We start from the raw sequence: 25,609 nt of genomic DNA, 5'->3' as shown, positions 1-25,609 counted from the left end.
CAGCCTAACCCTTGATGTACAACGGAATGCGCCGACTGAATTCCGCGCCGTCCGCATCGCGCGCGACGATACGGACATTCCAGTTGCCTTTTCCAAGTGTCGCCGGGGTGGAATACGCCACACCGTCAAAGGTGAAGTCCGGCGAAAAATCCTCGCGCATATGAGTTGCGCGGCCGACCACGGCTTGCAGCTCGGCCACCCGCACAGGCACGCCTTGCGCATCCGTGATGCGAAGAATCAGCAGGCCGCCCTTGGTTTCCACGTCTGCATCCCAGCCCAGAGACTGCTGCTCCTGCAGCTTTTCATTGAACTCCTGACTGGCAACGTAGGAGTTCTTAACCTCGAGCCCGGGAAATGTCGCGACTGCTTTGTAGGCCAGCACCAGATTGACGGCGATGATGACCCCGAAGGCCCCGACAAAAACCGCGAGAGCGTGCTTTCCGGTGAATTTGCGCTCGGCCATGGTTCAGTTCCCCCGCCCGTTGAACGTGGTGTCCTTGTAGGCGCGCTCGCCGCTTTGCAGGTCTTCGACCCAGATCCGTACCGGTGTCGTTTCCGCCGATGCGGGCGCTGTATCTTTCGCGGCGACGATGTAGACCCGGGTCAACTGCGCCGTGTCCGCAGTTACGTTTACCGTATCCAGGTCTGTTCCTTCAATCTGAACCTGCAGGCTTGGGTCACCGACCAGAGACAGTTTGAACAGGCGGTCTTCGCCATGTTTGTTCCGCAACCGCACGTCGTAGGTGTTGCGGATCGAACCGTCGGACATGGTCACGAATGTCGGATTGCGCACCGGCGCCACCGTCAGATCGATATCCGACCGGATGAACAACGCAAACAGCAGTCCAAAACCCACCAGCGACCAAAGCGCGGTATACATGATCGTCCGGGGCCGCAGGATGTGCTTCCACACGTTCTTGGGAGGCTGGCCCGCGCGTTCACGCGTTTCGTCGCTGAGCGCCATATAGTCGATCAGACCGCGCGGCTTGCCGATCTTGGCCATCATGTCGTCGCAGGCATCGATGCACAGCGCGCAGGTTATGCACTCCAGCTGTTGGCCATCACGGATGTCGATCCCGACCGGGCAGACATTGACGCAGGCCATGCAATCGATGCAGTCGCCCAGTTCAGAGTCGGCCGTCCGTTTGCCCTTGCCGCGCGGCTCGCCCCGCCATTCTCGATAGCCAACCACCAGCGTGTCCTCGTCCATCATCGCCGCCTGAATTCGCGGCCACGGACAGGCATAGATACAGATCTGCTCTCGCGCGAACCCGCCGAAGAAAAAGGTCGTGCCGGTCAGAACCAGCATGGTGGTATAGGCGATCGGATGAGCGTTGCCGGTCACAAGGTCCCGCGCCAGGGTCGGCGCATCCGCGAAATAGAACACCCAGGCCCCGCCGGTCGCCAGACCGATCAGGAACCAGACCACCCATTTGGTCAATCGCAGGCGGGCCTTGCGAAAATCCAGCTTCTTCTGACGATGAAGGCGCAGACGGGCGTTTCGATCGCCTTCGATCCAGCGCTCGACCAGAATGAAAAGGTCGGTCCAAACCGTCTGTGGGCAGGCATAGCCGCACCACACCCGCCCCAAGGCCGACGTAAACAGGAACAGGCCCAAGCCGGCCATGATCAGCAGACCGGCTACAAAATAGAATTCGTGTGGCCAGATCTCGATCCAGAAGAAGTAAAAGCGGCGGTTCGCAAGATCCAGCAGCACCGCCTGATCCGGAAGGCTGGGCCCCCGATCCCACCGGATCCACGGCGTCACATAATAGATGCCAAGCGTGACGGCCATTATGATCCATTTGAGGTTCCGAAACTTGCCGGAAACGCGCCGTGGAAAGATCGGTTCCCTTGCGGCGTAAAGGCTGGGGGCTGGGGTGTGATCGCTCACGGCATGGCTCCGGATCTTGCTGTTTGTCGGGCGACTTGTTCCAGATCATACACCGGACAACTTTGACATGGGTCAAAAGCGCATCGCGCAGACACCTTTTGTCACACCTGGTTCGCTTGGCGTTTCAGCCACCCGACGAACGTCTTCACCGCCTTTCTCTGCGGCGTTTGCGCCATCACGATGTGGTAGCCTCGGGCGTCCGGTGCGACATGAAGTTCAACTAGTCTTCCGGCCACGATATCACGTTCGACGAAATGTCGCACCGTCACCGTGACCCCCTGCCCCGCGCGAACGCCCTCAAGGACCAGGTTGCCCGGCAGACTGGTCCGTCCGGCGCCTGGGTCCATGGCCGCCCCATGTTGTGCCAGCCATGTGCTGGCTTCGGTCGTGCCCACCTCTTCCAGCCACGGCAAACGGGCCAGATCAGCCGGCGACCACTCGGATCTGGACCCTAAGAGACTGGGCGCGGCAACGATGACCATCGGGGTTTTCAACAACATCTCGGACCGGACGCCCGGCCAATCGCCTGCCCCGTATCGAATCGCGACATCCACCCCGCCGGGGCGCAGATCGACCAGTTCCGGTGACGGATCCAAGGTCAGATCGATCCCCGGGTGATCCGACCGGAAAATCGGCAGCCGCGGCATCAGCCATGAAGCAGCAAATGAGGAGGTCAGCGAGACGTGTACCGGCCGATCCTCTCCCGCGCGCACCAAGTCCGAGACCGCCGCATGGATGGCGCCAAACCCCAGCTCAACGCTACGGGCCAGGTGTTCGCCATCCGACGTCAGGACCAGAGTCTTGCCCGACCGGTCCAACAGGGTCACGCCCATATGCGCCTCAAGCGCGCGCAACTGCTGGCTTATGGCGGCATGACTTACATTCAACGCATCGCCAGCCTTGACGATGTTTCTGTGCTCGGCGAATGCAGCGAAAGCCCGTAGCGCCGATAGTGGCGGAAGGTTCAGCCAGTCCATATGTAACCTCTGCTTACATATGGACACGGTAATTGAGTCGCAAATATCCGGTCAAGAGCCGATGCTGAAACCCGAGTTCAACGCATCAGGAAAAAGTCCATGCTGAACATCTACGCTGCTTCCTTCATGACCGCCACGCGGCTGAACGCCCCCAAGCTGCGCGACGCGCCCAAGCCGAATGCGCCAAAAAGGAAAAGATGGCTGCCCGCCGGACACTGGTGGGTCAGCAAGAGCCGCGAGTTGGATCCGCGCAACCTTTAGGATCAGTTTGCGTGCCCGCGCTGGACCGGGGCCATTGTCGGCACTATTTTCGGAAAATGCGGTGCCGGCTGTTCAGGAAACGCGCGAACAGATGGAACAGCCGGCACCTAGGCCTTCGGGCGGCACGCCGCCCGAAGGTGTTCCTGGATTTTATTGACCGCCACCCAATTGGTGGACATAGGCCGACACGGCGCGGATCTGCGCCTCGGTCAGACGCGTGTCCCAGGGGGGCATGACGCCAAACCGGCTGTAGGTCACCGTTTCGGTCAGCGTTTTCTCATCGCCGCCATACAGCCAGATCGCATCCGTCAGGTTCGGTGCGCCCTGCGCGATATCGCCCTTTCCGTCTTCGCCGTGACAGGCCGCGCAGTTGTCCTCGTAGACAACCTTGCCCGCCTGCGCCGCAGCATCGTCGGTTTGGGCGTTGGTCAGCGACATCACATATTGCACGACCTGGGTAATTTCCTCGGGCTCGAGGATCTCGCCGAACGCCGGCATTTCGGAGTAGCGCGCGTCGTCGCTTTCTTCGTTGCGAATGCCGTAGCTGACCGTTGTGACGATGTCATCCAAGGTGCCGCCCCACAGCCAGGCGTCGTCCAGAAGGTTCGGGAAACCTTTCGCACCCTGCGCGCCCGAACCGTGGCACTGCGCGCACCAGGTGCGGAACACGGCGCCACCGGCGTTGACCGCATATTGCTGCAGCTCGGCATCCTTGGCGATGTCATCCAGCGGTGTCTCGACCAGCTTGGCGTTCCACGGAGCGTTGGCCTCTTCGAACGAAACCATCTCCTTCTGCACCAGCTCGCGCGAAGACCAGCCAAGCACACCGGCGGTTGCGGATTGCACCAGCGGCCACGCCGGATACATGATCGTGTAGATCACACCCCAGAAGATGGTCGCGTAAAAGGTCCACAACCACCAACGCGGCATCGGGTTGTCGAATTCCTCGATGCCATCCCAGCTGTGACCGGTCGTCTTGGGATCACCCGGCTGTTTTTCAGGTGTCTTGCTCATTTCCGCGCCTCCTCGGATGTGGCGGGTTTGTCTTGATGCCGGAACGGGATGTTTGCGGTGTCCTTGTATTCCTTGCTGGCACCGGGGCGGAACACCCAGATGACGATGCCGACAAAGAAGGCGAACAACAGAAGCAGCATCCAGCTATCCGCGAATTGCCTCAGGATCGTGTATTCTTCCATCACACCCTCCTTTAGCGGCTTGCATCCGGGGTGAAGGTCGAGAAGTCGACCAGCGTTCCCAGCATCTGCAGATATGCAACCAACGCATCGGCTTCGGTCAGTTCCGGCTGACCATCGAAGTTGCGCACGTTGACGTTTTCGCCATAACGCTCCAGCAGCCCGTCATAGTCGCTGTCCGGATCGGCCTGCGCCCGGAAATCGGCAACTGCGTTTTCCAGCATCTCGTCTGTGTAAGGCGTGCCCAAAACCGCATTGGTTGCCATGATGTCACCGATATACCGGCCGTCGATCTTGCGGTTTTCCAGGAAGCCGTATTTCGGCATCACGGATTCCGGCACCACCGATTGCGGATCACGCAGATGGTCCACGTGCCATTGATCCGAGTAGCGGCCACCCACACGGGCCAGATCGGGCCCGGTGCGCTTGGACCCCCACTGGAACGGGTGGTCGTACATCGACTCGGCCGCCAGCGAGTAGTGGCCATAACGCTCGACCTCGTCCCGCATCGGGCGGATCATCTGACTGTGGCAGACATAGCAGCCTTCGCGGATGTAGATCTCACGCCCCGCCATCTCGAGAGGGGTGTAGGGGCGCATTCCCTCCACCTTCTCGATTGTATTCTCAAGGTAGAACAGCGGAGTGATCTGAACGATGCCACCGATGGTCACGACCAGGAAGCTGAAGATCAGCAGGAGGGTCGCGTTGGTCTCGAGGATCTTGTGTTTGTCGAGAATTGCCATTGCTCCGGCCCTCCTTATTCAGCCGGGACCGCGACGGTCAGGCTGGCCTCTTTGGCCGGGGCCCGCCGGACGGTCATCCACAGGTTGTAGCACATGATCAGCGCACCAGCGACGAACAGAACACCGCCCAGCGCACGCACCACATACATCGGGAACTTGGCCGCCACGGTGTCGGCGAACGAGTTCACCAGGAAGCCGTTGGCATCCACTTCGCGCCACATCAGGCCTTCCATGATACCGGTGACCCACATCGACGCGGCGTAGAGCACGATACCGATGGTGGCCAGCCAGAAGTGCCAGCTGACCATCTGCAGCGAGTACAGACGCTCGCGCTTCCAAAGAACTGGGACCAGGAAGTACAGCGCACCAAAGGTGATCATGCCGTTCCAGCCCAGCGCGCCGGAATGCACGTGACCAATGGTCCAGTCGGTGTAGTGCGACAGCGAGTTCACCGCGCGGATCGACATCATCGGACCTTCGAAGGTGGACATGCCGTAGAAGCCGACCGAGATCACCATCATGCGGATGACCGGGTCGGTACGCAGCTTGTCCCAAGCGCCCGACAGAGTCATCAGGCCGTTGATCATGCCACCCCACGAAGGCATCCACAGCACGACCGAGAACACCATGCCCAGCGTCGAGGCCCAGTCAGGCAGCGCGGTATAGTGCAGGTGGTGCGGACCAGCCCAGATATACAGGAAGATCAGCGCCCAGAAGTGGATGATCGACAGTTTGTAGCTGAAGACCGGGCGTTCGGCCTGCTTGGGAATGAAGTAGTACATCATGCCCAGGAATCCCGCGGTCAGGAAGAAGCCCACAGCGTTGTGCCCATACCACCACTGGATCATGGCATCCTGAACGCCCGACCAGACGATGACCGATTTCGAACCCCAGATGCTGACCGGAATGGTCATGTTGTTGACCAGGTGCAGCATCGCGACGGTAACGATGAACGCCAGGTAGAACCAGTTCGCCACATAGATGTGGGGCTCTTTCCGCTTGACGATCGTCCCCAGGAACACGGCCAGATAGGCCACCCAGACGATGGTCAGCCACAGGTCCACATACCATTCAGGCTCGGCATATTCCTTGGACTGGGTTCCGCCCAGCACATAGCCGGTCGCAGCAAGAACGATGAACAGCTGATACCCCCAGAACACGAACCAGGCCAGGTTGCCGCCCCACAGACGCGCGGCGCTTGTGCGCTGCACGACATAGAAGGATGTGGCGATCAGGGCGTTGCCGCCGAACGCGAAAATGACCGCTGATGTGTGCAGCGGGCGCAACCGGCCAAAGTTCAGAAGCCCCTGCGCCCATTCGAAGTTCAGCACCGGAAAGGCCAGCTGGAACGCGATGAAAGTTCCCACCAGGAACCCTACGACACCCCAAAAGGCGGTTGCGATCACGCCATAGCGGATCACGCCATCCATGTACTCACCCGAACGATCGACAAGAATATCCGGCTCATCCGTGTTTCGCAGCGTCCAGATGAACAGGCCACCGGCGATGAGCATCACCAGTATCGCGTGCACCTGATACGCCAAATCCCGCGCATAGTTGGATCCGATCGCTGCGAACAGCACGACCAGACCAAGCGCGATCAGCTTGATGTAATTCGACATATTGCGTCCCTTTGCCATGCTCCGGGCGATTCTTGTGCCGCATAGAGCTTTCGTTGACTGGTTGCTGTATGATCCATGCACAACCAATGCTGCTTTGATCTGCATCAAGACAATAGCCTGAAAACTGTGACAGGCATAAGCAAATGAATGGGTTACCTGGTCGCACAGGTTTCAGAACCCGAAACACGAGGTCGAAATGGCTTATAAATCTCTTCTCACCGTCATGACGGAAACCAAGTTTGCCAAGCCGGCTCTGGCCCAGTTGGTCGCCTTGGCCGAAGCGCAGGACGGCCATGCCGAAGCGCTGTGCCTCGGTGTCGACCGTAGCCAGACCGGCTACTACTACGCGGGCGCAAACGCCCTGATCCTTCAGGAGACCTTGAAGCGTGCAAATGCCGAGGCCGATGAAGTGCTTGCCTTTGCCGAGGATTTCCTGGGCAAGTCAGGCGTACGCTGGTCCGCTGAGAACGGCGTGGCGCAGATCGCCGATCTGGGTCGGCACGTCGCGCATCGGGCCCGTTTCTCGGACCTTGTCGTTCTGCCGCAGCCCTATGGCAAGGACCGCGGCGCCGAGGCCGAACCGATCATCGAAGCCGCCATGTTCGAGGGTCACGCCCCGGTTCTGGTGGTCCCGGATGACGCGAAACCGTTCGCCAGCCCTCGGACGGTGCTGATCGGCTGGAATGAGAGTGTCGAGGCGATGAATGCCATTCGGCGCGCGCTGCCGTTCCTGCGAGCGGCCGAACTGACCCGGATCGTTGTGATCGATCCGCCGCGTCACGGCCCTGATCGCTCGGACCCGGGCGGTATGCTGTCGCAAATGCTGTCCCGCCATGGCGTGAAATGCGAAATCGACGTGCTGAGCAAGACGATGACGCGTGTGTCCGACATTCTGAACCGTCACGCCGCAGACGTCGAAGCCGACATGATCGTGATGGGCGCCTATGGTCACTCGCGGTTCCGCGAGGCCATTCTGGGTGGCGCGACACGGAACATGTTGGAACAGTCCTCGGTTCCGGTTTTCCTGGCCCACTGAACCGCGGGCACGGCAAAAAAAATAACCGCCCCGTCCGGGGCGGTTTTTCGTCAGACCTTTTTAACCAAACCGATCAGGAACAGAAGGATGACGGCTCCGATCGTTGCAAAGAAGATCGACGACATTATACCGCCGCCGACGGAAAACCCGAGCGCGGGAAAAATCGTTCCGGCGAGAAAAGCGCCAACGATACCGACGATGATGTTCCCGATCACGCCAAAGCCGCGGCCCTTCATGATCCTGCCCGACAACCAGCCCGCGATCGCGCCGACAAACAGCATTGCCAATAGGCTACCGAATTCCATGCCTTGCTCCTGAATATTGTTTCACGCAAAGGCATTAGAACACGGCAGGGCCGTTGGGTCACGCACGAACGTAGTGCATCCCCTGGAACCCGGATCGCAGATCCCGCACCTTGGGCGCGACCGATGCGGGATCATCCGCAGACAGCGCCTCGGCGAACAGGGCCACAAGTTCGCTGGCATGTTCGGGCGTCACGCCCCGCCGGACCAATTCGGGCGTTCCGATCCGCAATCCGTTCATGTCACCCGCAACCGGGGCGATCGGCAAACCGATACCACATGCCAGGAACCCAGCCCGCCGCAGGTGTTTTGACACCGCCTGCCCGCCCCCATAGTCGGCGGCCTTCAGCGCGAATTGGTGCGAGGTGGTGGCTCCACCAGCCCCTTTGAACACTGGCAATCCCTGATCTTCCATCTTGCTGGCCATTGCCTGCGCAAGATCGATCATCGCTTGTCCATAGGCCGGCCCGAAGTCGACCCAGTCCAGCAATGAGATTGCCAGAGCCGCCGATTTCGCGGCATCGAAATTGGCCGTCATTCCGGGAAATGCAATGGCGTCCAGCCGTTCGGCAATTTCGGCGTCGTTGGTGACGATCAGCCCACCCGCCGGGCCGCCCAGGCTTTTGTAGGTGCTCATCGTCATCAGATGCGCGCCTTCATCCAACGGATTCGCCCAAGCCCCGCTGGCGATGATCCCGCATTGGTGGGCCGCATCGAACAGAACCTTGGCCCCGATTTCGTCGGCAATTTCGCGCACGGCCGACACAGGATGCGGAAACAGGTTCAGCGAGCCACCGACGGTGATCAACCGGGGCCGGTGCGTTCTGGCCATGTCGCGCAGAGCGGCCAGATCCAGACTGTACCCGTCCGCATCCACTGGTGAATTGACCGTTTGCAGACCATAAAGCCCTGCGCAGCCACCCTCATGGTGGGTGACATGCCCGCCGATCGCGGCCGGAGGCGCGATGATCGTATCGCCCGGCCGTGTCAGAGCCATGAAGCCATACAGATTGGCCAAGGCGCCGGATGCCACTCGGATTTCGGCGTATCGCGCGTTGAACACGCGGGCCGCAAGCTCGGCCGCGATCACCTCGATCTCCTCGATGGCCTCGAGACCCATCTCGTATTTGTCGCCCGGATAGCCCAAAGATGGACGACTGCCCAGACCCGCGGCCAGTGCTGCCTCGGCCCTTGGATTCATGACATTTGTCGCCGGATTCAGATTGAAACACTCGGCATCATGAATATCCGAGTTTCGCGCTATCAGCGCGTCGATCCGGGCCTCGATCGCCTCCGAGTTGCTGTCGGCAACCTTCCGGGCGATGGTCTGAACAAGGTTTTCGCAGTGGTCCTGGACCCAGGCACGGTGAGCAAGGTGCTGCATCTGATCCTCCGTCTTTGCGGCCAACGATGCAAAGATCCTGACTTGCGCGCAAATCAGTTTTGCGAAAAATTAGGGTCAGAAAATTTGAGCCTAAATCCATGCCCGTTGCTCCACCGCGCCCCAAACCCCTACCTCTGAACGCGCTGCGTGCGTTCGAGGCCGCAGCCCGCTTGGGCGGATTCTCGGCGGCGGCTACGGAACTTGGCGTCAGCGCCGGCGCGGTATCAGCCCATGTCAAAACGTTGGAAGACGAACTGGGTGCGCCCCTTTTCGAGCGCACCGCAAGAGGCGTTGCCCTGACCGCGCTGGGACAGAAGGCGTTGCCGGACCTGACCAAGGCCTTCGACACTTTGGGACAAGCCACATTGTCCATGCGCGCCCAGGCACAGCCGCAAGTGGTGCACATCGTGACGCTGCCCTCGATTGCACAGCTGTGGCTGTCGCCAAGGTTGCCCGAACTTCGAGCCGCAGAGCCCGAGATCGAAGTTTCACTCACGGCCGAGGAAACCCCGCCCAACCTCAAGCGCGCGCCCTTCGACATCTACCTGTTTTTCGGCGGAGACTTGGGGGACCCCATCGCCGAAGACGCCATCTTTCCGGTTTGCGCGCCGGCCTTGGCGCATCGCCTGACTACGCCCGAGGACTTGGCGAATGTGACCTGCCTGTCCGATTCGACCTGGTTCGACGATTGGCAAACATGGGTGGCGGCGGCGCGACCCGGATGGGCGTTCACACCCCGCGGGCCGGTATTCTCTTTGTACGCGCTGGCCGTTGAAGAAGCGCTGAACGGTGCGGGTGTGTTGATGGGACACAAAGCGCTGGTTCAGCCGCATCTGGACAGCGGTCGACTGGTGGCTCCGTTCGAAACGGCGGTCACTCTTCCCGACAAGCTCAAGCTGTGGTCGCCACGTGCCGTCCGATCGCAGACACCGGTCGGGCGCGTCGTCGAGTGGCTCAGAAAAACCGCTTAGACCAGAAACCCGCCATCCGAATCATCCCCGGCCTCTTCCATCAGGCGGCCGATATCCGGAACGGTCACGTGGCGCTTGCCCTGCAGCAGGATCACTTCATCCTTTTTCAGCGCAGAAATCTGACGGCTGACGGTCTCGAGCGTCAAACCAAGGTAGTCGGCCATCGCCTCGCGGGTCAGCGGCAGGTCGAAGACGATGGGACCGGATGAACCCTTCTGGCTGGCAGACGCATCCCGGCGCGCGATGATCGACAGCAGGCTGGCAATCTTCTCTCGCGCGGTCTTGCGGCCCAAAACCAGCATCCATTCACGCGCCGCGTCCAACTCGTCCAACGTCATCTGCAGCAAGCGGTGGGCAATATGCGGCGTGCGGCCCATGAGGTCCTCGAACGGTTTCTTGCGGAAACAGCACATGACCACGTCAGTGGTCGCTTGAACGTCATAAGGCGCCGAGTCGCGCCCCGGCCGCCCTACGAAGTCGCTGGGCAGCAGCAGGCCCACCATCTGGGTGCGCCCGTCCTCCATGGTTTGGGTCAGAGACGCGATCCCGGACACAACCGAGCCTACGAAATTCATCTGATCGCCCGACCAGATGATCGTCTGACCGGCCTCGAAGCTGCGGTAATACTTGATTTCTTCCAACGCGACCAACTCGTCCGCATCGCAGCGCGCGCAGACGGCCCGATGCCGAATTGGGCAATCTTCGCAATTGGAGTGGTCAACGAGGGTATTCAGGGTCATGCGCGCGTCCACTTGATCTCAGTCAAGGTTTTCTGGTCGTCGAGCCTATACCGGTGTCGTCATGATAGTAAAACCTCAATTGGCAAAGCTCGGACTATTTGACGCGAAGGTACCGCGTTATACCAGCTATCCGACCGCCCCCCACTTCAGCAATGACGTGGGGCCCGACATGTTCAGCGACTGGATTTCCGCCATCCGGCCGGGCAGTTCGATCTCGCTCTATGTCCATGTGCCGTTCTGTCGCCGGCTGTGCTGGTTCTGCGCCTGCCGCACCCAGGGCACCCAGACCGACAACCCGGTCATCGCCTATGTCGATGTCCTCAAGGCCGAGCTGGACTTGCTGGCCGCGCGCCTGCCTGCTGGGGTGACCCTGTCGCGCCTGCATTGGGGCGGGGGCACGCCCACGCTGTTGAACCCCGACCTGATGCGCGAACTGGCCGCGCATATTCTGGGCATCGTCCCACTTGGACCCAACGCGGAATTCTCGGTCGAGATCGACCCCAACGAAGTGGACGCCGCCCGTCTGGATGCGCTGACCGAGGCCGGGATGAACCGCGCATCGATCGGGGTTCAGGATTTCGACGACGAGATCCAGAAGACGATCGGGCGCATCCAAAGCTATGACACCACCCGCGAAGCGATCGACATGATCCGCGAGCGCGGCGTGCCCAGCCTGAACGCCGACATCCTGTACGGACTGCCGCACCAGACCAAGGCGCGGATGACCGAAAGCGTGCAAAAGCTGCTGTCCCTCAACCCCGACCGGGTGGCCCTGTATGGCTACGCGCATGTGCCGTGGATGGCGAAACGCCAGCAGCTGATCCCGTCCGACGCCTTGCCGACGCCGGAACAGCGGCTTGATCTGTTCGACACCGCCCGCCGTCTGTTCCTGTGGGACAATTACGAAGAAATCGGCATCGACCATTTCGCCACCAAGGATGACGGGCTGACCCATGCACTGAAAGCCGGGCGGCTCAAGCGGAACTTCCAGGGCTATACCGACGATCAGGCCGAGGTTCTGATCGGTGTCGGCGCCAGCTCGATCTCGCGCTTCCCGCAGGGCTATGCGCAGAACGCGCCAGCCACGTCGGCCCATACCAAAGCGGTGCGCGATGGCCGGTTCTCGACCTCGCGCGGGCATCTGTTCAAGGATCAGGACATTCTGCGCGCCCGCCTGATCGAGGCCCTGATGTGCGACTTCCGCATCGAAACGGCCGAAATCCTGCGCGACCACGACATCTTGGCAGCCGAGCTGACGGCGATGTACCAGCGCGCCAATGACGCCTTCGACGGGTTGTTGCAGATCACCGATGACGGGCTGTTCATCCCGCCCGAAGCGCGCGCCCTGACCCGGATGATCGCCCGGACCTTCGACGCTTATGACCTGAGCAAGGCAGGCCACAGCTCGGCTATCTGACGACAGGCGGCAGGCCGCAAACCGGCCAGTCGCCACAATGCAAAAAAGCGGGGGGTTGACGCGCGCGGTGGGTTTTCCCCACACTCGGAAGGCGGGCGGCGGGCCGCCCGACGCCGAGGCAGGCCATCATTCAGACAGACTCGCCGGCGCATCCGCGTTCGACAGCTCCTTTCGTGCAACCACTCTGCAACTTGACGAAAGGACAGCACCCATGCGCGTTTTTACCGTCCTCGGCCCCAGCCAATCGGGCAAGACAACCCTGGTCGAGGCCATCAGTCGCCTTGATGGCCGGCCCACCACATTCGACCTGTCCGGAACCGTGCATCTGCACGGTTTTTCTTATCTGGACGAACCATGGTGTGCGATCGACGTGGATGGCGGGGGCGATGCGCTGGCCTATGCCGGACCCGCCATGGCCATTTCCGACGCGGCCGTGGTGGTGGTCCCGCCGGACCCGGACGCGGCGGTTCTGTGTGCCCCCTATCTGCGGCTGGTTGAGGAGGCGGGCATTCCCTGCTTTCTGTTCATCAACCGGATGGACAACCCCAACGGCCGCATCCGCGACATCATCGCCGCGCTGCAGACCTATTGCAGCCATCACATCACCCTACGACAGGTGCCGATCCGTGAAGGCGAAACCATCGTCGGCGCCGTCGACCTGATCTCGGAGCGCGCGTGGAAATATCAGGAAGGTCAGCCCTCGGCGCTGATCGAACTGCCGCAATCGGTGGCCGATCGCGAGGCCGAAGCCCGCACCGAACTGCTCGAAACCTTGTCGGATTTCGACGACCACCTGCTTGAGCAGCTGATCGAGGACAAGCAACCGCCCAGCGCCGAGGTCTATGACCTGGCCGCGCAGGTCCTGCAGAACCATCAGTTGATCCCGGCCTGTCTGGGCGCAGCCAGCCATGGCAACGGGCTGACCCGCCTGATGAAGGCCCTGCGGCACGAGGCGCCCGAATTCGACATCGCCGCCGACCGGGACGCGGCGCCCGAGGCCGCCCGCGCCATCGCCGGGTTCGCCGACGTCAAAAAGCACATTGGCAAAATCATCGTCCTACGGGGGCTGGGCGAGGGGATCAAGGCGCATGACCCGCTGGGCGGCGAAACTGTTGGCAACCTGACCGCGCTGGACGCAAAGACCCAAATCGACGGGCTGAAGGCCGGCGAGATCGGGCTGGCGGTGAAATCCGATCACCTCAACCCCGGCAATATCTATGACAGCAGCGGCTCCACGCCGCTGCCGGATTGGGCCACGGCGCATCCGGTCGCCTATCGGCAGGTGGTGTCGCCGGCCCATGAACGCGACGACGTGCGCCTGTCCAACGCGCTGTCCCGGCTGGTCGAGATCGACCCGGGCCTGACGCTGGAACAGGACGAGCTGAGCGGCCACGCCGTTCTCGGCTCCCAAGGGCCGCAGCACATGCGGCGGGTGGTCGCCAAGCTGGCCGAGGATTTCGGGATCGAGATCGAAACCTCTCCGGTCGAGACCGCGTATCGCGAGACCATCCGCGCCACGGTCGAACACCGACACCGCCACCGCAAGCAATCCGGCGGAGCGGGGCAGTTCGCCGATGTGGTGATCTCAGTCGCGCCGCTGCCGCGCGGATCGGGATTTCAATTCGACGAGGTGGTCAAGGGCGGCGCCGTGCCCAAGAACTATATCCCCTCGGTCGAACAAGGCGCGGTCGATGCATTGGCGCAGGGCCCCGAGGGCTTTCCGGTGGTGGATGTGAAGGTCACCCTGCATGACGGCAAGCATCACAACGTAGACAGTTCCGATTTTGCCTTCCGGACGGCAGGCAAGAACGCCGTGCGCGAAGCCTTGCCACAGGCCAAGCCGGTTGTTTTGGAGCCGATCCTGAACGCCGAGATCCATGTTCCGTCGGCCTTCGTGGGCGATCTGGTGCCCACGATCAGCTCGCTTCAGGGGCAGGTACTGGGGTTCGAGGGCAACCCGAACGCGCCGGGCTGGGAGATATTCAACGCCCAACTGCCCGCCGTGGCCGAGGACGAACTACACCGCACACTGGCCAGCGCCACACGCGGCACCGGCTGGGTCAAGCTGCAGTTCGACCACTATGAAGAGCTGCGCGGCCCGGTGCCGAAATCGGCGGCGCGCGAAGCGGCCAACGCCTAGCCTGCCGCAGCGATCAGTTCGCGGGTATAGTCATCCTGGGCGTTGACGAAAAGATCTTCGGCAGCGCCCATCTCGACCACGTCTCCGTTGCGCATGACGATCACCTTGTGTGACATCGCCCGCACCACCTTCAGGTCGTGGCTGATGAACAGGTAGGCCAGCCCGTATTTCTTCTGCAGGTCGCGCAGCAATTCGACGATCTGCACCTGCACCGTCATGTCCAGCGCACTGGTGGGCTCATCCAGCACCAGCAGCTTGGGCCGCAGCACCATGGCGCGGGCAATCGCGATGCGCTGGCGTTGCCCGCCCGAGAATTCGTGCGGGTAGCGGTCCATCGCCGCCGGGTCCAGGCCAACCTCGGTCATCACCTCGGCCACCAGTTCACGCGGGGCCCGGTGCGGGTCGACCTTGTGGATCGCCAGACCCTCGGCAATGATCTGCTGGCAGGTCATCCGCGGACTGAGGCTGCCGAACGGGTCCTGAAACACGATCTGCATGTCCTTGCGCAGGCGGCGCAGTTCACGCGTGGACCAGCGGCGCACATCCTGTCCGCGGAAGGTGATCGCGCCCTCGGAGGCGATCAGCCGCATGATCGCCAGCGCCAGCGTGGTCTTGCCCGAGCCGCTTTCGCCCACGATCCCAACGGTTTCGCCCGCCCGCACGCTGAGTGTGGCGTCGTTCACCGCCTTCACATAGCCGACCGTGCGCTTCAGAAACCCGCGCTGGATCGGAAACCAGACCTTCAGATGCTCGGTCCGGGCTACTTCTTCGGCCGCGGGGTCGATCGGGTCGGGTATGCCCGTGGGTTCGGCTGCCAGCAGCTTGCGGGTATAGGGGTGCTGAGGGTTGTCGAAGATATCGGCCACGGGGCCGGTCTCGACGATCTCGCCATCCTTCATCACGCAGACCCGGTCGGCGATGCGTCGCACGATGCCCAGATCATGGGTGATGAACAGCATCCCCATGTTTTCCGATTTCTGCAGTTCGGCCAGCAGTTCGAGGATCTGCGCCTGAATTGTCACGTCCAGCGCAGTGGTCGGCTCGTCCGCGATCAGGATGTCGGGCTTGTTGGCCAGCGCCATGGCGATCATCACCCGCTGCCGCTGTCCGCCGGACAGCTGATGGGGATAGGCGTCCAGCCGTTCCTCGGGGTCGCGGATACCGACCTTGTTCAACAATTCGACGATCCGGGCGCGCGCCGCGTCGCCCGTCAGACCCTGGTGCAGGGCCAGCGATTCCGCCATCTGCTTCTGGATCGTGTGCAGCGGGTTCAGCGAGGTCATCGGCTCCTGGAAGATGAAGCTGATGTCGTTGCCGCGCACCTCCATCAGGCGCTGCTCGGATGCGCCAATCATCTCCTGCCCGTCATAGGTGACCGACCCTTCGACGATCGCGCTGTCGCCCAGCAGCGACACGGTGGACAGAGCCGTGACCGATTTGCCCGACCCGGATTCGCCTACCAGCGCCACGGTTTCCCCGCGATCGACATGGAAGGACACGCCCCGAACCGCCGTGGTCACCTGCCCGTCCTGACGGAACGAGACCTTCAGGTTTTTGACATCCAGCAAGCTCATGAGAAGGTCTTTCGCGGGTCGAACGCGTCACGCACGCCTTCGAAGATGAAGACCAGCAGCGACAGCATGATGGCAAAGGTGAAAAAGGCGGTGAAGGCCAGCCACGGCGCCTGCAGGTTCTGCTTGGCCTGAAGGGTCAGTTCACCCAGCGATGGCGCCGAGGACGGCAGGCCAAAGCCCAGGAAATCGAGGCTGGCCAGCCCGCCGATCGTGCCGGTCACGATGAACGGCATGAAGGTCAGCGTGGCCACCATCGCGTTGGGCAGCATGTGGCGGAACATGATGGTCAGGTTGCCTACGCCCAGCGCCTTGGCCGCGCGCACATATTCCAGGTTGCGGGCGCGCAGGAACTCGGCCCGCACTACGCCCACCAGGCCTGTCCAGGAAAACAGCACCATCAGGATCACCAGCAGCCAGAAGCTGCGCCCCAGCACCGCGAACATGATGATGATGACGTAAAGCGACGGGGTGGATGACCAGATCTCGATGATGCGTTGGAAGATCAGGTCCAGCCAGCCGCCGAAAAAGCCCTGCAACGCGCCGGCGAATATGCCGATCAGGCTGGCCGCGCCGGTGACGATCAGGGTGAACAGGATCGACAGGCGGAAGCCATAGATGACACGCGCCAGCACGTCGCGCTTGGTGTCATCGGTGCCCAGCAGGTTCTGCCCGTTGGGCGGCAGCGGCGCGGCTCCGGGACGGTCGACGCTGGTGTTGTAGGAATAGGGGATCGGCGGCCAGATGGCCCAGCCACGCTCGAAACCCTCGGCTTGGAACGTTCCCGCCTTGATTTGCTCGATGATGCCTTCGGGGTCATCGAAACAGTCATCCAGCCCGCCGCTGTCGATCAGGCAACGGACCTCGGGGTCGCGGTAGATCGCCTCGGTCTGGAAGTCGCCGCCGAACTCGGTCTCGGCGTAGAAGTTGAAGATGGGCGTATAGAACTCGCCCCGATACTTCACAAGGATCGGTTTGTCATTGGCGATGAATTCCGCGAACAGCGACAGACCGAACAGCACCGAAAAGATGATCAGCGACCAGAAGGCCCGGCGGTTGCGGCAGAAATTGCGCCAGCGACGTTGGTTCAGAGGAGAAAGTGCCATTTACCCCTCGCGTTTCTCGAAATCGATGCGCGGATCGACCAGCACATACATCAGGTCGCTGATGATGCCGACGACCAGACCGAGCAGACCGAAAATGAACAGCGTCCCGAAGATCACCGGATAATCGCGCGCCACTGCGGCCTCAAAGCCCAGACGACCGAGGCCATCCAGCGAGAAGATCGTCTCGATGATGATCGACCCGCCGAAGAACACGCCGATGAACACCGCCGGGAAGCCGGCGATCACGATCAGCATCGCGTTGCGGAATACGTGGCCGTACAAAACGCGCTGCTCGCTCAGCCCCTTGGCGCGGGCGGTCATGACGTATTGCTTTTTGATCTCGTCCAGAAACGAATTCTTGGTCAGTAGCGTCAGCGTGGCAAACGCGGAAATCGTAAGTGCGATGGTCGGCAGGGCGATGTGCCAGAAGTAGTCGGCCACTTTGCCCAGCAGGCTGAGGTCCTCCCAATTGTCCGAGGTCAGCCCGCGCAGCGGGAAGATCTGCCAGTAGGAGCCGCCCGCAAACAGCACCAGCAGCAGGATCGCAAACAGGAAGCCGGGGATCGCATAGGCCACGATGATGGTCGCGCTGGTCCATGTGTCAAAGCGTGAACCATCCTTGACCGCCTTGCGGATGCCCAGCGGGATCGAGACCAGATAGGCGATCAGCGTCGACCACAGGCCCAGCGAGATCGAGACCGGCATCTTCTCGAGCACCAGGTCGATCACCGAGACCGAGCGGAAGTAGCTTTCGCCAAAATCCAGCGTCAGATAGTTGCCCATCATGTTCAGGAACCGCTCGACCGGCGGTTTGTCGAAGCCGAATTCTTTCTCCAGTTCGGCGATGAATTCCGGCGGTAGGCCGCGGGCGCCCACGTATTTGTCATCGAAAACGCCACCGCCGGGTTCGGCCCCGGCACCCGCGTCACCGGACCCCGCAAAACCCGCGAATACATCGCCCTGCCCTTCGATCTGGGCGATGATCTGCTCGACCGGACCGCCGGGCACGAACTGCACCAGCGTGAAGTTGACGATCATGATGCCCAGAAGGGTCGGAATGACCAGCAACAGGCGTCGAAGAATATATGCGCCCATGTTAACGCAGCGCGCCTTCTGCTTTCAGGGCCGCTTCCTTCTCGGGATTGATCCACCACAGATCAAGGTATCCCAGCGCATAGGGCGGCAACTGATCGGGGTATTCGTACATGTTGTAGTAGGCTGTCCAGTATTCCGCGATATACCCATCCGGTATGATGAAGAACTCATAGCGCAAGGCGCGATCCAAGGCCATAAGCGCTGCGTCCTGATCAGTTTGATTGTTGGTCGCGAAAGACGCTTCGATGATGGCGTCCACCAACGGGCTGGCAAGGCCTGCCGGGTTGAACAGGCTGAACTCGGCCTCTTTCGAGCCATACATCTGACTGAGGCCACCGCCAGTGGACAGGAACGCGCCATAGCGTGTCGAATAAACCATGTCATAGTCACGCTCGCGGCTGCGCAGGGTGTACTGCGCTGGGTCGACTTTTTCGGCCGACGCATCCACGCCCAGCGCCTGGAGGTTTTGGACAAAGGTCTCGATCATCGTGGCCGTCGATGTCGGCAGGTTGGACGGATAGGGGATGTTCACCCGAAGGGTCTGACCCTGAGCATTGCGGCGCAAGTTGCCGTCGCCCACAGGCCATCCGGCTTCGTCCAACAGTTTCGAGGCTTTGCGCAGGTTGCGCCGATCGTTCAGGCGCGCCGGGTTGGACTCGTGAACGGTCGTCACCGGTTCGGACAACAGTTCGGGTGGAACCACGTCACCCAAAGCTTGCAGAAATGCCAGCTCTGCCCCCTGCGGTGTATCCATCGCTTCAAGCGGCGTGCCTTCGATGAACGAATCGCGGGACGAGTTCAGCCCGAACAGCAGAGACTCATTGGCCCATTCAAAGTTGAATGCCAGCGCCAGTGCTTTTCGAACATTCTTGTCCGCAAATTGCGGACGCGCGAGGTTGAACACAAAGCCCGACGGGGTCGGCGGGCTGCCATTCGCTATCGCGTCCTTGACGACGTAGCCCTCTTTCAACTTGGGGAAGTCATACCCGGTCGCCCACAGTTTGGGGTCGCTTTCGATCCGCAGCGTGTATTCGCCTGCCTTGAAGCCTTCAAAGGCGGCTGTCTGGTCCGCGAAATACTCGACTCGGATGGTATCGTAGTTGTGCCGGCCCTTGTTGAACGGCAAGTCCTTGCCCCAGTAGTCGTCCCGGCGTTTGTAGACGATGCGCCGGTTGATATCGTAGCTGTCCAATTTGTACGGCCCAGATCCAACGGCGACTTCCAGGCGCGGCTCGTCGAGACGGCGGGACGGGTCTGCCTCGAACCACGCTTTCGAGAATACGGGCGTCGCGCCGACGGTTTCGATCCGGCTGCGGGCCGTCAATTCGGGATTGAACGTGAACTTGACCGTGTGCGTATCCAGCGCCTCGGCGCCGGTCACCATCCGCCCGACGGCCTGTGCATATGACGGCAGGCCCTGTTCGATGAACAGTCGGTGGCTGTAGACCACATCCTCGGCGGTGACGGGCGTGCCATCCCAGAACGTCGCTTCGGGGCGCAGGTGGAAAATGACCCAGTTGCGGTCGGCGTCATACTCCAGGCTCTCGGCCAAAACGCCGTAGTACTGACCGACACTGTCATCGGTGCTGTCCATCAGCCGATCGTATTGCAGTGTCGTCAACGCTCCGGGGCGACCTTTGCGTGAATATGGATTCAGGGAATCAAACGTGCCCGATGCGGCCAATGACAGTTCGCCGCCCTTGGGCGCATCCGGGTTGGCATAGTTCAGGTACGTGTAGTCGGCGGGGTAGTCGAGATTGCCGAAGTACGAGTAGCCATGGCTGCGAATGATCTGGTCCTCGTCGGCCCGGGCTGGCCCCGCCTGCCCCAGAACCAACGCCGCCGAAATGCCCAATGCCGCGACCCAATGACGAAAACCTTGTTCGCGCGCGCCAGGCAGATGGGAAATCATACGGGTCATCCTTCGATGTTGTCTTCTGTCCATGTCCTTGTGGGCAAGCTAAAAGCCCAGCACTGACACTTGCAAGTTTAGAATGCGTGAGCGCTTTGTGAAGTTTTGCTCAGACAAAAAAAGCCGCTGCACATGGCAGCGGCTTTCGCTTTTCGGTGTCTGGGTGGGCAGATCAGCCGCCAATCGTCTGTAGGTACGCGATCAGGTCTGCGCGTTCCTGAGCCTTTTTGAGACCGGCAAAGCTCATCGAAGTGCCTTGGATATAGCCTTTGGGGTTTGCAATGAACGCATCCAGCTCTTCCGGGGTCCAGTTGCCGCCATGCGACTGCATCGCCGCCGAGTAGCCGAAGCCCGCAGCCGCCGCCACAGGGCGGTCCACGACGCCATACAGGTAGGGACCGGTGCCATTGGCGCCTTCTTCCAGCTTGTGGCAAGCCGAACATTTGCGGAAAACCTTCGCGCCCTTTTCCGGGTCAGCTGCGGCCAGCAGATCGGCAAAGACCACCTCTTCGCCGTCAGCGCTTTCGCCCGAGCTTTCGGTTTCAATAACATAGGCGGCTTCGCCGTGCCCGCCGACATGGTAGAGAACATCGCCCCCCCATTTTGCCAGGAGGAGTACAAGGAAGGCACCGAACAGGCCGGCTGCGGCCTTGGTAACTGTCATCGTGTCGAACATTGATCGCGAGTCCATTTCAGCTGTCTTCGGGGTGTCTAAGGCTTCCCCTTGCAAGAGGCAAGGTATAGACACCGCGACGAAACGCCCAATTCTGGAACTTGTTGCACGGAATCGACCAAATGACCAAACGCATCGCCTTTCAGGGGGAACCCGGCGCCTACAGTCACGAAGCCTGTCGCAATGCGCGTCCGGATATGGAGGCGCTACCCTGCCGAACATTCGAGGACGTGATCGAATCGGTGCGCTCGGGCGAGGCCGATCTGGCCATGCTGCCGGTCGAGAACAGCACCTATGGACGAGTGGCCGATATCCACCGCCTTCTTCCGCACAGCGGGCTGCACATCGTGGACGAGGCCTTCGTGCGGGTTCACATCAACTTGCTGGGCGTGCCGGGCGCAAGACTCGAAGATATCACCGAAGCCCATTCGCATCTGGTGCTGTTGCCGCAATGCGCAAACTTCCTGAAGGCCCACGGCATCCGCGGGCGCGTCAGCCCTGACAACGCCCGCGCGGCGCGCGAGGTCTCGGAAGCGGGTGAGAAACATTCGGCGGCCCTGGCCAGCGAACTGGCTGGCGAAATCTATGGCCTAGAACTGCTGGCGCGCCACATCGAAGACAGCGACGACAACACGACCCGCTTTCTGGTGATGTCGCGCGAGGACGACCGCCGCCGCCGTGGCGAGCACGGGATGATCACCAGCTTCGTGTTCCAGGTCCGGAACATTCCGGCGGCGCTGTACAAGGCCATGGGCGGTTTTGCCACCAACGGCATCAACATGACCAAGCTGGAAAGCTACATGGTTGATGGCTCGTTCACGGCGACTCAGTTCTACGCCGACATCGTCGGCCACCCGGAGGACCGCAACGTGCAACTCGCGATGGATGAACTGCAGCATTTCACCACGAATGTGGAAGTGCTGGGCGTGTACCCCGCTGCTCGACCACGCGGTTAGTCTGCTCCCACGCGCAAGCAGCTGGGGACTGTTCACCGCCAGTCAAACGCCGGCTCTCAAGCCCCGTGCAGATAGCGTTCTTCCATTTCGCGCGCAAAATCGCTCAGTCGCATCTGGAACTGGCGCCGGAATCTGGCCTTGCCCAGCTTCAACGACTGCAGAAGCAGACGCGCAGGCAAGGTCTTGGCAGCCAGTGACATCTCGATGCTCAGCCGCGTCTGCTTTTGCGACAGCGACAGAAGATCAATCGTGGTCAGGCCGTTCATGCCCCTGCTGGTCGATCGAAACCGCATGACTGTGGGGCGATCGAACTCGGCCACCTCGATCGCGACGTGGCGGGGCTTGCCACGGATCATGATATCGGCTTCCCAGCACGACCCGACCCAGTGGCCCGGCATCTCGACAGTGCGTCGAACCTCGACACCGCGGCGCATCGCCATGCGCTCGAACCGTTCGAAGTCCGCGACCATGTCGAACACCGCATCGATCGGCGCCTGGATATCTTCGCGTGCTGAAACCTGCATGTCGGCCTTTTCTGCTCAGTCAGGGTGTCAGTGTTTCGTCAGTCCAGCGTATCTGCAAGCCAGTTACGCAAAAGAAAATGCGCGATTGCCCCCTTTCGCGCCGGCAGAAGCTTGGGGTGCTCGCCCGCAAAAGCCTGCATCATCTCGGACTTGGTGACCCACATCGCGTCCTCGATCTCGACCGGGTCGATTGTGATCTCGCGGGACAGCGCCTGCGCTGCACACCCGAACATCAGCGACGACGGAAATGGCCAGGGTTGACTTGCCAGATAGCTGACGGGTCCGACCGGAACGCCGGCCTCCTCCATGACCTCGCGCCGCACGGCGGCCTCGAGGGTTTCGCCCGGCTCGACGAAACCGGCCAGCAGTGAATACATGCCGTCGGGCCACCCCGGAGATCTGCCCATCAGGACGGAATCGCCATGCGTGACCAACATGATCACCACCGGATCGGTGCGTGGAAAGTGCTGACCGCCACAGGCCGGGCACAGCCGTTGCCACCCCGCCTGTGAAATGTTGGTCGGGTTGCCGCAGCGCGCGCAAAACCTGTGCGTCTCGTGCCAGCCGATCACGGCTTTGGCGGTGGCTGCCAATTCGGCGTCCCGGGCCGACAGCCGGGTCATGATCCGACGAAGCTCGGCGAACACGTGGCCCACGGGCAGCCCCGGATGCTGCTGTTCGGTTCGGTCCACGAAAGCTCCAACACCCGACAGGTCCAACCCGTCGGCAGACCAAATCGAAATGTCCATGGCAAACAGCGGCGCACTCGCTTCACTGCGGCCCAGCAAGATCGGTTGGTCAATCGCCCCGCCGGGTCCGTTCGCAACCAGATCGTGGTCCATCGGAACCAAGGCCAACTGGTCCAGCGCTTCGCCCATGACCAGCGGTTTGCCCCGCCACATCAGGATGCACCGCGCCGTGGGATCGGACCGTGCTGCCTCCAAGGCTCTGGCATCGGTACGGATCTGCGCCGCCCGGTCCAGTCCAGAGCCGCCAAATGTCACGCTTTCCGCCCGTTTCATGCCTGTCCCTTTGGAATTTGCACAAGGGCTGCCACGACTTGGGCACTGGTGCAATGGGAATTCACACTCGCAAAAAGCATCGTTGTCGCAAAGGACGCATGGAAGCCCTGACGATTGCCTGTATTCTACCTTTCAGTGAAAACGTATGCACAACAGCACCTAAAAGAAGAAAATTGGCTCTGAAATCCTCCCTGCTTCAGGCACATCCCCACTTGGAAACCGCGCACATCCGGATTCTTGCAACGACCGATCTGCACATGAATCTGAGCAGTTTCGACTATTATGCAGACCGGCCGGAACCAAGTGTGGGCTTCACCCGAACCGTCAGCTTGATCCGCTCTGCACGTCAAGAGGCGGAAGAGGCAAATGCAACTGTCCTGCTGTTCGACAACGGCGACTCCCTTCAGGGGACACTTCTGGGTGATTGGGCGGCCGAACAGACCGACACGACCCACCCTTTGATGTCCGCCTTTGGGCGCTTGGGCTACGACGCAATTGCGCTGGGGAACCACGACTTCGGCTTTGGTCTGCCGGCTCTGGGCCGAATCGTTTCTCGGGCACCTTGCCCGGTTTTGTGCAGCAACATGCAGTGTCTGACCGGGGTCGCGCCCTGGCAGAAACAGGCCATCCTGACCCGTCATGTCCATGTCAACGGCCAAAGCATTGCTGTCCGAATTGGCGTTTTCTCGATCCTGCCGCCGCAGACGGTGAAGTGGGAAGCACTACAATTGCAAAGCCAGGTCGTAGCCGAGGATGCCGTCTCCACGGCGCGCCGGATGGCCGAGAATTTGCGTCGTCAGGGCTGCGACCTGATTGTGGCTCTTGCACATTCCGGCCTAGGCGAGCCCGACGCCGCGCCGATGTCGGAAAATGTGGTCGCACAGCTTTCTGCTCTGGACGGTATTGATGCAATCGTGGCCGGACACACGCACCTGACACTGCCCGACCCAAGCGATGGTAACCCGCAGCTGGCCAGACCCTTGGTCATGCCCGGATCAGCGGGGTCGCATTTGGGGGTGATCGACCTGACGCTTGCCGTGAACGCCACGGGAGAAGTGAGAATTGCTGGTCACAGCGCGCATCTGCGCGCGATCTGCCCGGGCGGGGCTGAAACCGGCGCTCGGGTCGTTCCTGAAGACCCTGAGATGGTCGAACTTTTTGCCGCCGCCCATAAGGCGACCCGCAAAGCCGCTGCCCAGCCGGTGGGCCGGATCAATCGTACCCTGCACAGCTATTTCACCTTTTGCGGGGTGGATCAGGGGCTGAACTTGGTCGCCGCAGCACAGGCGGCAGCCCTGCGACCGGTTCTGGCCGGAACGACCTTTGAAACCCTCCCTGTTCTGTCCGCAGCCGCACCTTCGAAATTCGGAGGCCGGGCCGGACCACGGCATTACACCGAAGTCCCGGCTGGCGATGTCACCGTAAGGCATGTCTCGGACTTGCATGTGTTTCCAAACCAACTGGCCGCCATGCTGCTGGATGGCCGCCAGATCGCCGAGTGGCTGGAGATGTCGGCTGCCCAGTTTTCTCAACTTGGCAACAGCGACGAGCAGGTTCTGATCGACCCCGAGGGCACCGGGCACAATTTCGACGTGCTGCATGGGGTGACCTACAGGTTCGATCTGACCCAGCCCGCGCGATATGATTTAGGCGGCCAGTTGATCGACACGTCCCATTCCCGCCTGCGCGATCTTGCCTTTCGGGGCCGCCCCGTCGATCCGGATGAACAATTCGTCGTTGCATCAAACAGCTACCGAGCCAATGGCGGCGGCAACTTTCCCGTCCCAGACCCGGCCCGGCTGATCCCGGTGCCGCCGCTGAGCCTCCAGGGAATCTTGCGCGACTACCTGGCGGGACGATTGGGTCCGGATCCGGTGGAAAACACCGCCCAAAGCTTTTCCTTTGCTCCGCAGGCGGGCCGGTCCGTGATTCTGAAGACCGGGCCACGCGCTGCAAACTACCTGCACGAGCTCGACCACTTTGCAGCCACCACCGACGGGCAGGACGCGCGCGGGTTTCTTAGGGTACGCCTGTCTTTGTGACGGGTTGCCAAGCGGGTGCGTGATGCCT

24 protein-coding genes are annotated in these 25,609 nt (G+C 61.4%); 7 read left to right on the top strand and 17 right to left on the bottom strand.

What is annotated here, in order from left to right; translation table 11 throughout:
- Positions 1–4: 4 nt before the first annotated feature.
- The 3 genes from ACR0IR_RS13545 to ACR0IR_RS13535 form a co-directional block, all read right to left on the bottom strand.
- Positions 5–463 (bottom strand): FixH family protein, encoded by a 459-nt coding sequence (locus ACR0IR_RS13545; RefSeq protein ID WP_170364356.1) that lies wholly within the window; start codon positions 461–463, stop codon positions 5–7.
- A 3-nt stretch (positions 464–466) separates the two neighbouring features.
- Entirely contained in the window at positions 467–1,894 is a 1,428-nt protein-coding gene (gene ccoG / locus ACR0IR_RS13540; RefSeq protein WP_170342405.1) for a cytochrome c oxidase accessory protein CcoG, read from the bottom strand.
- A 101-nt stretch (positions 1,895–1,995) separates the two neighbouring features.
- Positions 1,996–2,871 (bottom strand): LysR family transcriptional regulator, encoded by an 876-nt coding sequence (locus ACR0IR_RS13535; protein ID WP_170364354.1) that lies wholly within the window; start codon positions 2,869–2,871, stop codon positions 1,996–1,998.
- Between the two features lie 99 nt (positions 2,872–2,970).
- Here ACR0IR_RS13535 and ACR0IR_RS13530 point away from each other — a divergent pair, with 99 nt between their 5' ends.
- Positions 2,971–3,132, top strand: a complete 162-nt coding sequence (locus ACR0IR_RS13530) for a hypothetical protein (protein WP_170364352.1) — start codon at positions 2,971–2,973, stop codon at positions 3,130–3,132.
- Positions 3,133–3,282: 150 nt separating this feature from the next.
- Here the strand turns inward: ACR0IR_RS13530 and ccoP are convergent, their stop codons facing one another.
- The 4 genes from ccoP to ccoN are packed head-to-tail and all read right to left on the bottom strand — an operon-like array spanning position 3,283 to position 6,690.
- Positions 3,283–4,146: a cytochrome-c oxidase, cbb3-type subunit III gene (gene ccoP, locus ACR0IR_RS13525; RefSeq protein WP_170342399.1), complete on the bottom strand. Its 864-nt coding sequence runs from the start codon at positions 4,144–4,146 to the stop codon at positions 3,283–3,285.
- Positions 4,143–4,328, bottom strand: a complete 186-nt coding sequence (locus ACR0IR_RS13520) for a cbb3-type cytochrome c oxidase subunit 3 (RefSeq protein WP_093964331.1) — start codon at positions 4,326–4,328, stop codon at positions 4,143–4,145. Before ACR0IR_RS13520 ends, ccoP begins: the two co-directional genes overlap by 4 nt.
- A gap of 11 nt (positions 4,329–4,339) precedes the next feature.
- Positions 4,340–5,068: a cytochrome-c oxidase, cbb3-type subunit II gene (ccoO, locus tag ACR0IR_RS13515; protein ID WP_093964330.1), complete on the bottom strand. Its 729-nt coding sequence runs from the start codon at positions 5,066–5,068 to the stop codon at positions 4,340–4,342.
- A 14-nt stretch (positions 5,069–5,082) separates the two neighbouring features.
- Complete coding sequence (gene ccoN / locus ACR0IR_RS13510; RefSeq protein WP_093964421.1) at positions 5,083–6,690, bottom strand: cytochrome-c oxidase, cbb3-type subunit I; 1,608 nt, start codon at positions 6,688–6,690, stop codon at positions 5,083–5,085.
- A gap of 196 nt (positions 6,691–6,886) precedes the next feature.
- On the opposite strand from ccoN, the gene ACR0IR_RS13505 reads away from it, so the two are divergent.
- Complete coding sequence (locus ACR0IR_RS13505; RefSeq protein ID WP_170342393.1) at positions 6,887–7,726, top strand: universal stress protein; 840 nt, start codon at positions 6,887–6,889, stop codon at positions 7,724–7,726.
- Between the two features lie 50 nt (positions 7,727–7,776).
- Here the strand turns inward: ACR0IR_RS13505 and ACR0IR_RS13500 are convergent, their stop codons facing one another.
- Both ACR0IR_RS13500 and ACR0IR_RS13495 read right to left on the bottom strand, forming a co-directional pair.
- A complete protein-coding gene (locus ACR0IR_RS13500; protein WP_170360920.1) occupies positions 7,777–8,031 on the bottom strand; it encodes a GlsB/YeaQ/YmgE family stress response membrane protein in 255 nt (84 codons plus the stop codon).
- Between the two features lie 58 nt (positions 8,032–8,089).
- Positions 8,090–9,412: a serine hydroxymethyltransferase gene (locus tag ACR0IR_RS13495; protein WP_170364351.1), complete on the bottom strand. Its 1,323-nt coding sequence runs from the start codon at positions 9,410–9,412 to the stop codon at positions 8,090–8,092.
- 98 nt (positions 9,413–9,510) lie between these two features.
- On the opposite strand from ACR0IR_RS13495, the gene ACR0IR_RS13490 reads away from it, so the two are divergent.
- Positions 9,511–10,383, top strand: coding sequence for a LysR family transcriptional regulator (locus tag ACR0IR_RS13490; protein ID WP_170364349.1), 873 nt, complete (start codon positions 9,511–9,513; stop codon positions 10,381–10,383).
- Here the strand turns inward: ACR0IR_RS13490 and fnrL are convergent.
- On the bottom strand, positions 10,380–11,123 hold the full coding sequence (fnrL, locus tag ACR0IR_RS13485) for a transcriptional regulator FnrL (protein ID WP_170341416.1): 744 nt from the start codon (positions 11,121–11,123) through the stop codon (positions 10,380–10,382). The two genes, ACR0IR_RS13490 and fnrL, sit on opposite strands and share 4 nt — an antisense overlap.
- 61 nt (positions 11,124–11,184) lie before the next feature.
- Between fnrL and hemN the strand changes: the two genes are divergently transcribed.
- Both hemN and ACR0IR_RS13475 read left to right on the top strand, forming a co-directional pair.
- Positions 11,185–12,540 (top strand): oxygen-independent coproporphyrinogen III oxidase, encoded by a 1,356-nt coding sequence (gene hemN, locus ACR0IR_RS13480; RefSeq protein ID WP_170364347.1) that lies wholly within the window; start codon positions 11,185–11,187, stop codon positions 12,538–12,540.
- Between the two features lie 211 nt (positions 12,541–12,751).
- On the top strand, positions 12,752–14,680 hold the full coding sequence (locus ACR0IR_RS13475; RefSeq protein ID WP_170364345.1) for an elongation factor G: 1,929 nt from the start codon (positions 12,752–12,754) through the stop codon (positions 14,678–14,680).
- On the opposite strand, the gene ACR0IR_RS13470 is transcribed toward ACR0IR_RS13475, so the two are convergent.
- The 5 genes from ACR0IR_RS13470 to ACR0IR_RS13450 form a co-directional block, all read right to left on the bottom strand.
- Positions 14,677–16,254, bottom strand: coding sequence for an ABC transporter ATP-binding protein (locus ACR0IR_RS13470; protein WP_170364343.1), 1,578 nt, complete (start codon positions 16,252–16,254; stop codon positions 14,677–14,679). The two genes, ACR0IR_RS13475 and ACR0IR_RS13470, sit on opposite strands and share 4 nt — an antisense overlap.
- Positions 16,251–17,357, bottom strand: a complete 1,107-nt coding sequence (locus ACR0IR_RS13465) for an ABC transporter permease (RefSeq protein ID WP_170364341.1) — start codon at positions 17,355–17,357, stop codon at positions 16,251–16,253. The genes ACR0IR_RS13470 and ACR0IR_RS13465 overlap by 4 nt, the downstream gene beginning before the upstream one ends.
- Positions 17,358–18,452 carry a microcin C ABC transporter permease YejB gene (locus ACR0IR_RS13460; protein ID WP_170341405.1) on the bottom strand — a complete coding sequence of 365 codons (1,095 nt, stop codon included), beginning with the start codon at positions 18,450–18,452 and terminating at the stop codon, positions 17,358–17,360.
- A 1-nt stretch (position 18,453) separates the two neighbouring features.
- A complete protein-coding gene (locus ACR0IR_RS13455) occupies positions 18,454–20,364 on the bottom strand; it encodes an extracellular solute-binding protein (RefSeq protein WP_170364340.1) in 1,911 nt (636 codons plus the stop codon).
- Between the two features lie 172 nt (positions 20,365–20,536).
- Entirely contained in the window at positions 20,537–21,040 is a 504-nt protein-coding gene (locus ACR0IR_RS13450; RefSeq protein ID WP_170341467.1) for a c-type cytochrome, read from the bottom strand.
- Between the two features lie 119 nt (positions 21,041–21,159).
- On the opposite strand from ACR0IR_RS13450, the gene ACR0IR_RS13445 reads away from it, so the two are divergent.
- Positions 21,160–21,993: a prephenate dehydratase gene (locus ACR0IR_RS13445; protein WP_170364338.1), complete on the top strand. Its 834-nt coding sequence runs from the start codon at positions 21,160–21,162 to the stop codon at positions 21,991–21,993.
- A 56-nt stretch (positions 21,994–22,049) separates the two neighbouring features.
- Here the strand turns inward: ACR0IR_RS13445 and ACR0IR_RS13440 are convergent, their stop codons facing one another.
- Positions 22,050–22,517 (bottom strand): SRPBCC family protein, encoded by a 468-nt coding sequence (locus ACR0IR_RS13440; protein WP_170364336.1) that lies wholly within the window; start codon positions 22,515–22,517, stop codon positions 22,050–22,052.
- A gap of 38 nt (positions 22,518–22,555) precedes the next feature.
- Positions 22,556–23,539, bottom strand: coding sequence for an NAD(+) diphosphatase (nudC, locus tag ACR0IR_RS13435; protein WP_170364334.1), 984 nt, complete (start codon positions 23,537–23,539; stop codon positions 22,556–22,558).
- Between the two features lie 173 nt (positions 23,540–23,712).
- On the opposite strand from nudC, the gene ACR0IR_RS13430 reads away from it, so the two are divergent.
- Positions 23,713–25,581, top strand: coding sequence for a 5'-nucleotidase C-terminal domain-containing protein (locus ACR0IR_RS13430; RefSeq protein WP_254441562.1), 1,869 nt, complete (start codon positions 23,713–23,715; stop codon positions 25,579–25,581).
- Positions 25,582–25,609: the final 28 nt, after the last annotated feature.

The organism is Ruegeria sp. CF2 (assembly GCF_056537385.1).
Note: the sequence above shows the minus strand (reverse complement) of the source record. Positions and strands in the feature narration are given on the sequence as shown.

Excerpts from the sequence above, each read along its gene's own strand:
- ACR0IR_RS13505 (WP_170342393.1), top strand. The coding sequence starts at position 6,887 with ATGGCTTATAAATCTCTTCTCACCGTCATGACGGAAACCAAGTTTGCC.
- ACR0IR_RS13530 (WP_170364352.1), top strand. The coding sequence starts at position 2,971 with ATGCTGAACATCTACGCTGCTTCCTTCATGACCGCCACGCGGCTGAAC.
- ACR0IR_RS13490 (WP_170364349.1), top strand. The coding sequence starts at position 9,511 with ATGCCCGTTGCTCCACCGCGCCCCAAACCCCTACCTCTGAACGCGCTG.
- ACR0IR_RS13450 (WP_170341467.1), bottom strand. The coding sequence starts at position 21,040 with ATGTTCGACACGATGACAGTTACCAAGGCCGCAGCCGGCCTGTTCGGT.
- ACR0IR_RS13445 (WP_170364338.1), top strand. The coding sequence starts at position 21,160 with ATGACCAAACGCATCGCCTTTCAGGGGGAACCCGGCGCCTACAGTCAC.
- ACR0IR_RS13500 (WP_170360920.1), bottom strand. The coding sequence starts at position 8,031 with ATGGAATTCGGTAGCCTATTGGCAATGCTGTTTGTCGGCGCGATCGCG.
- ACR0IR_RS13465 (WP_170364341.1), bottom strand. The coding sequence starts at position 17,357 with ATGGCACTTTCTCCTCTGAACCAACGTCGCTGGCGCAATTTCTGCCGC.
- ACR0IR_RS13440 (WP_170364336.1), bottom strand. The coding sequence starts at position 22,517 with ATGCAGGTTTCAGCACGCGAAGATATCCAGGCGCCGATCGATGCGGTG.
- hemN (WP_170364347.1), top strand. The coding sequence starts at position 11,185 with ATGATAGTAAAACCTCAATTGGCAAAGCTCGGACTATTTGACGCGAAG.
- fnrL (WP_170341416.1), bottom strand. The coding sequence starts at position 11,123 with ATGACCCTGAATACCCTCGTTGACCACTCCAATTGCGAAGATTGCCCA.
- ccoO (WP_093964330.1), bottom strand. The coding sequence starts at position 5,068 with ATGGCAATTCTCGACAAACACAAGATCCTCGAGACCAACGCGACCCTC.
- ACR0IR_RS13470 (WP_170364343.1), bottom strand. The coding sequence starts at position 16,254 with ATGAGCTTGCTGGATGTCAAAAACCTGAAGGTCTCGTTCCGTCAGGAC.
- ACR0IR_RS13455 (WP_170364340.1), bottom strand. The coding sequence starts at position 20,364 with ATGATTTCCCATCTGCCTGGCGCGCGCGAACAAGGTTTTCGTCATTGG.
- ACR0IR_RS13535 (WP_170364354.1), bottom strand. The coding sequence starts at position 2,871 with ATGGACTGGCTGAACCTTCCGCCACTATCGGCGCTACGGGCTTTCGCT.
- ACR0IR_RS13475 (WP_170364345.1), top strand. The coding sequence starts at position 12,752 with ATGCGCGTTTTTACCGTCCTCGGCCCCAGCCAATCGGGCAAGACAACC.
- ACR0IR_RS13545 (WP_170364356.1), bottom strand. The coding sequence starts at position 463 with ATGGCCGAGCGCAAATTCACCGGAAAGCACGCTCTCGCGGTTTTTGTC.
- ACR0IR_RS13460 (WP_170341405.1), bottom strand. The coding sequence starts at position 18,452 with ATGGGCGCATATATTCTTCGACGCCTGTTGCTGGTCATTCCGACCCTT.
- ccoP (WP_170342399.1), bottom strand. The coding sequence starts at position 4,146 with ATGAGCAAGACACCTGAAAAACAGCCGGGTGATCCCAAGACGACCGGT.
- ccoN (WP_093964421.1), bottom strand. The coding sequence starts at position 6,690 with ATGTCGAATTACATCAAGCTGATCGCGCTTGGTCTGGTCGTGCTGTTC.
- ACR0IR_RS13520 (WP_093964331.1), bottom strand. The coding sequence starts at position 4,328 with ATGGAAGAATACACGATCCTGAGGCAATTCGCGGATAGCTGGATGCTG.
- ACR0IR_RS13495 (WP_170364351.1), bottom strand. The coding sequence starts at position 9,412 with ATGCAGCACCTTGCTCACCGTGCCTGGGTCCAGGACCACTGCGAAAAC.
- nudC (WP_170364334.1), bottom strand. The coding sequence starts at position 23,539 with ATGAAACGGGCGGAAAGCGTGACATTTGGCGGCTCTGGACTGGACCGG.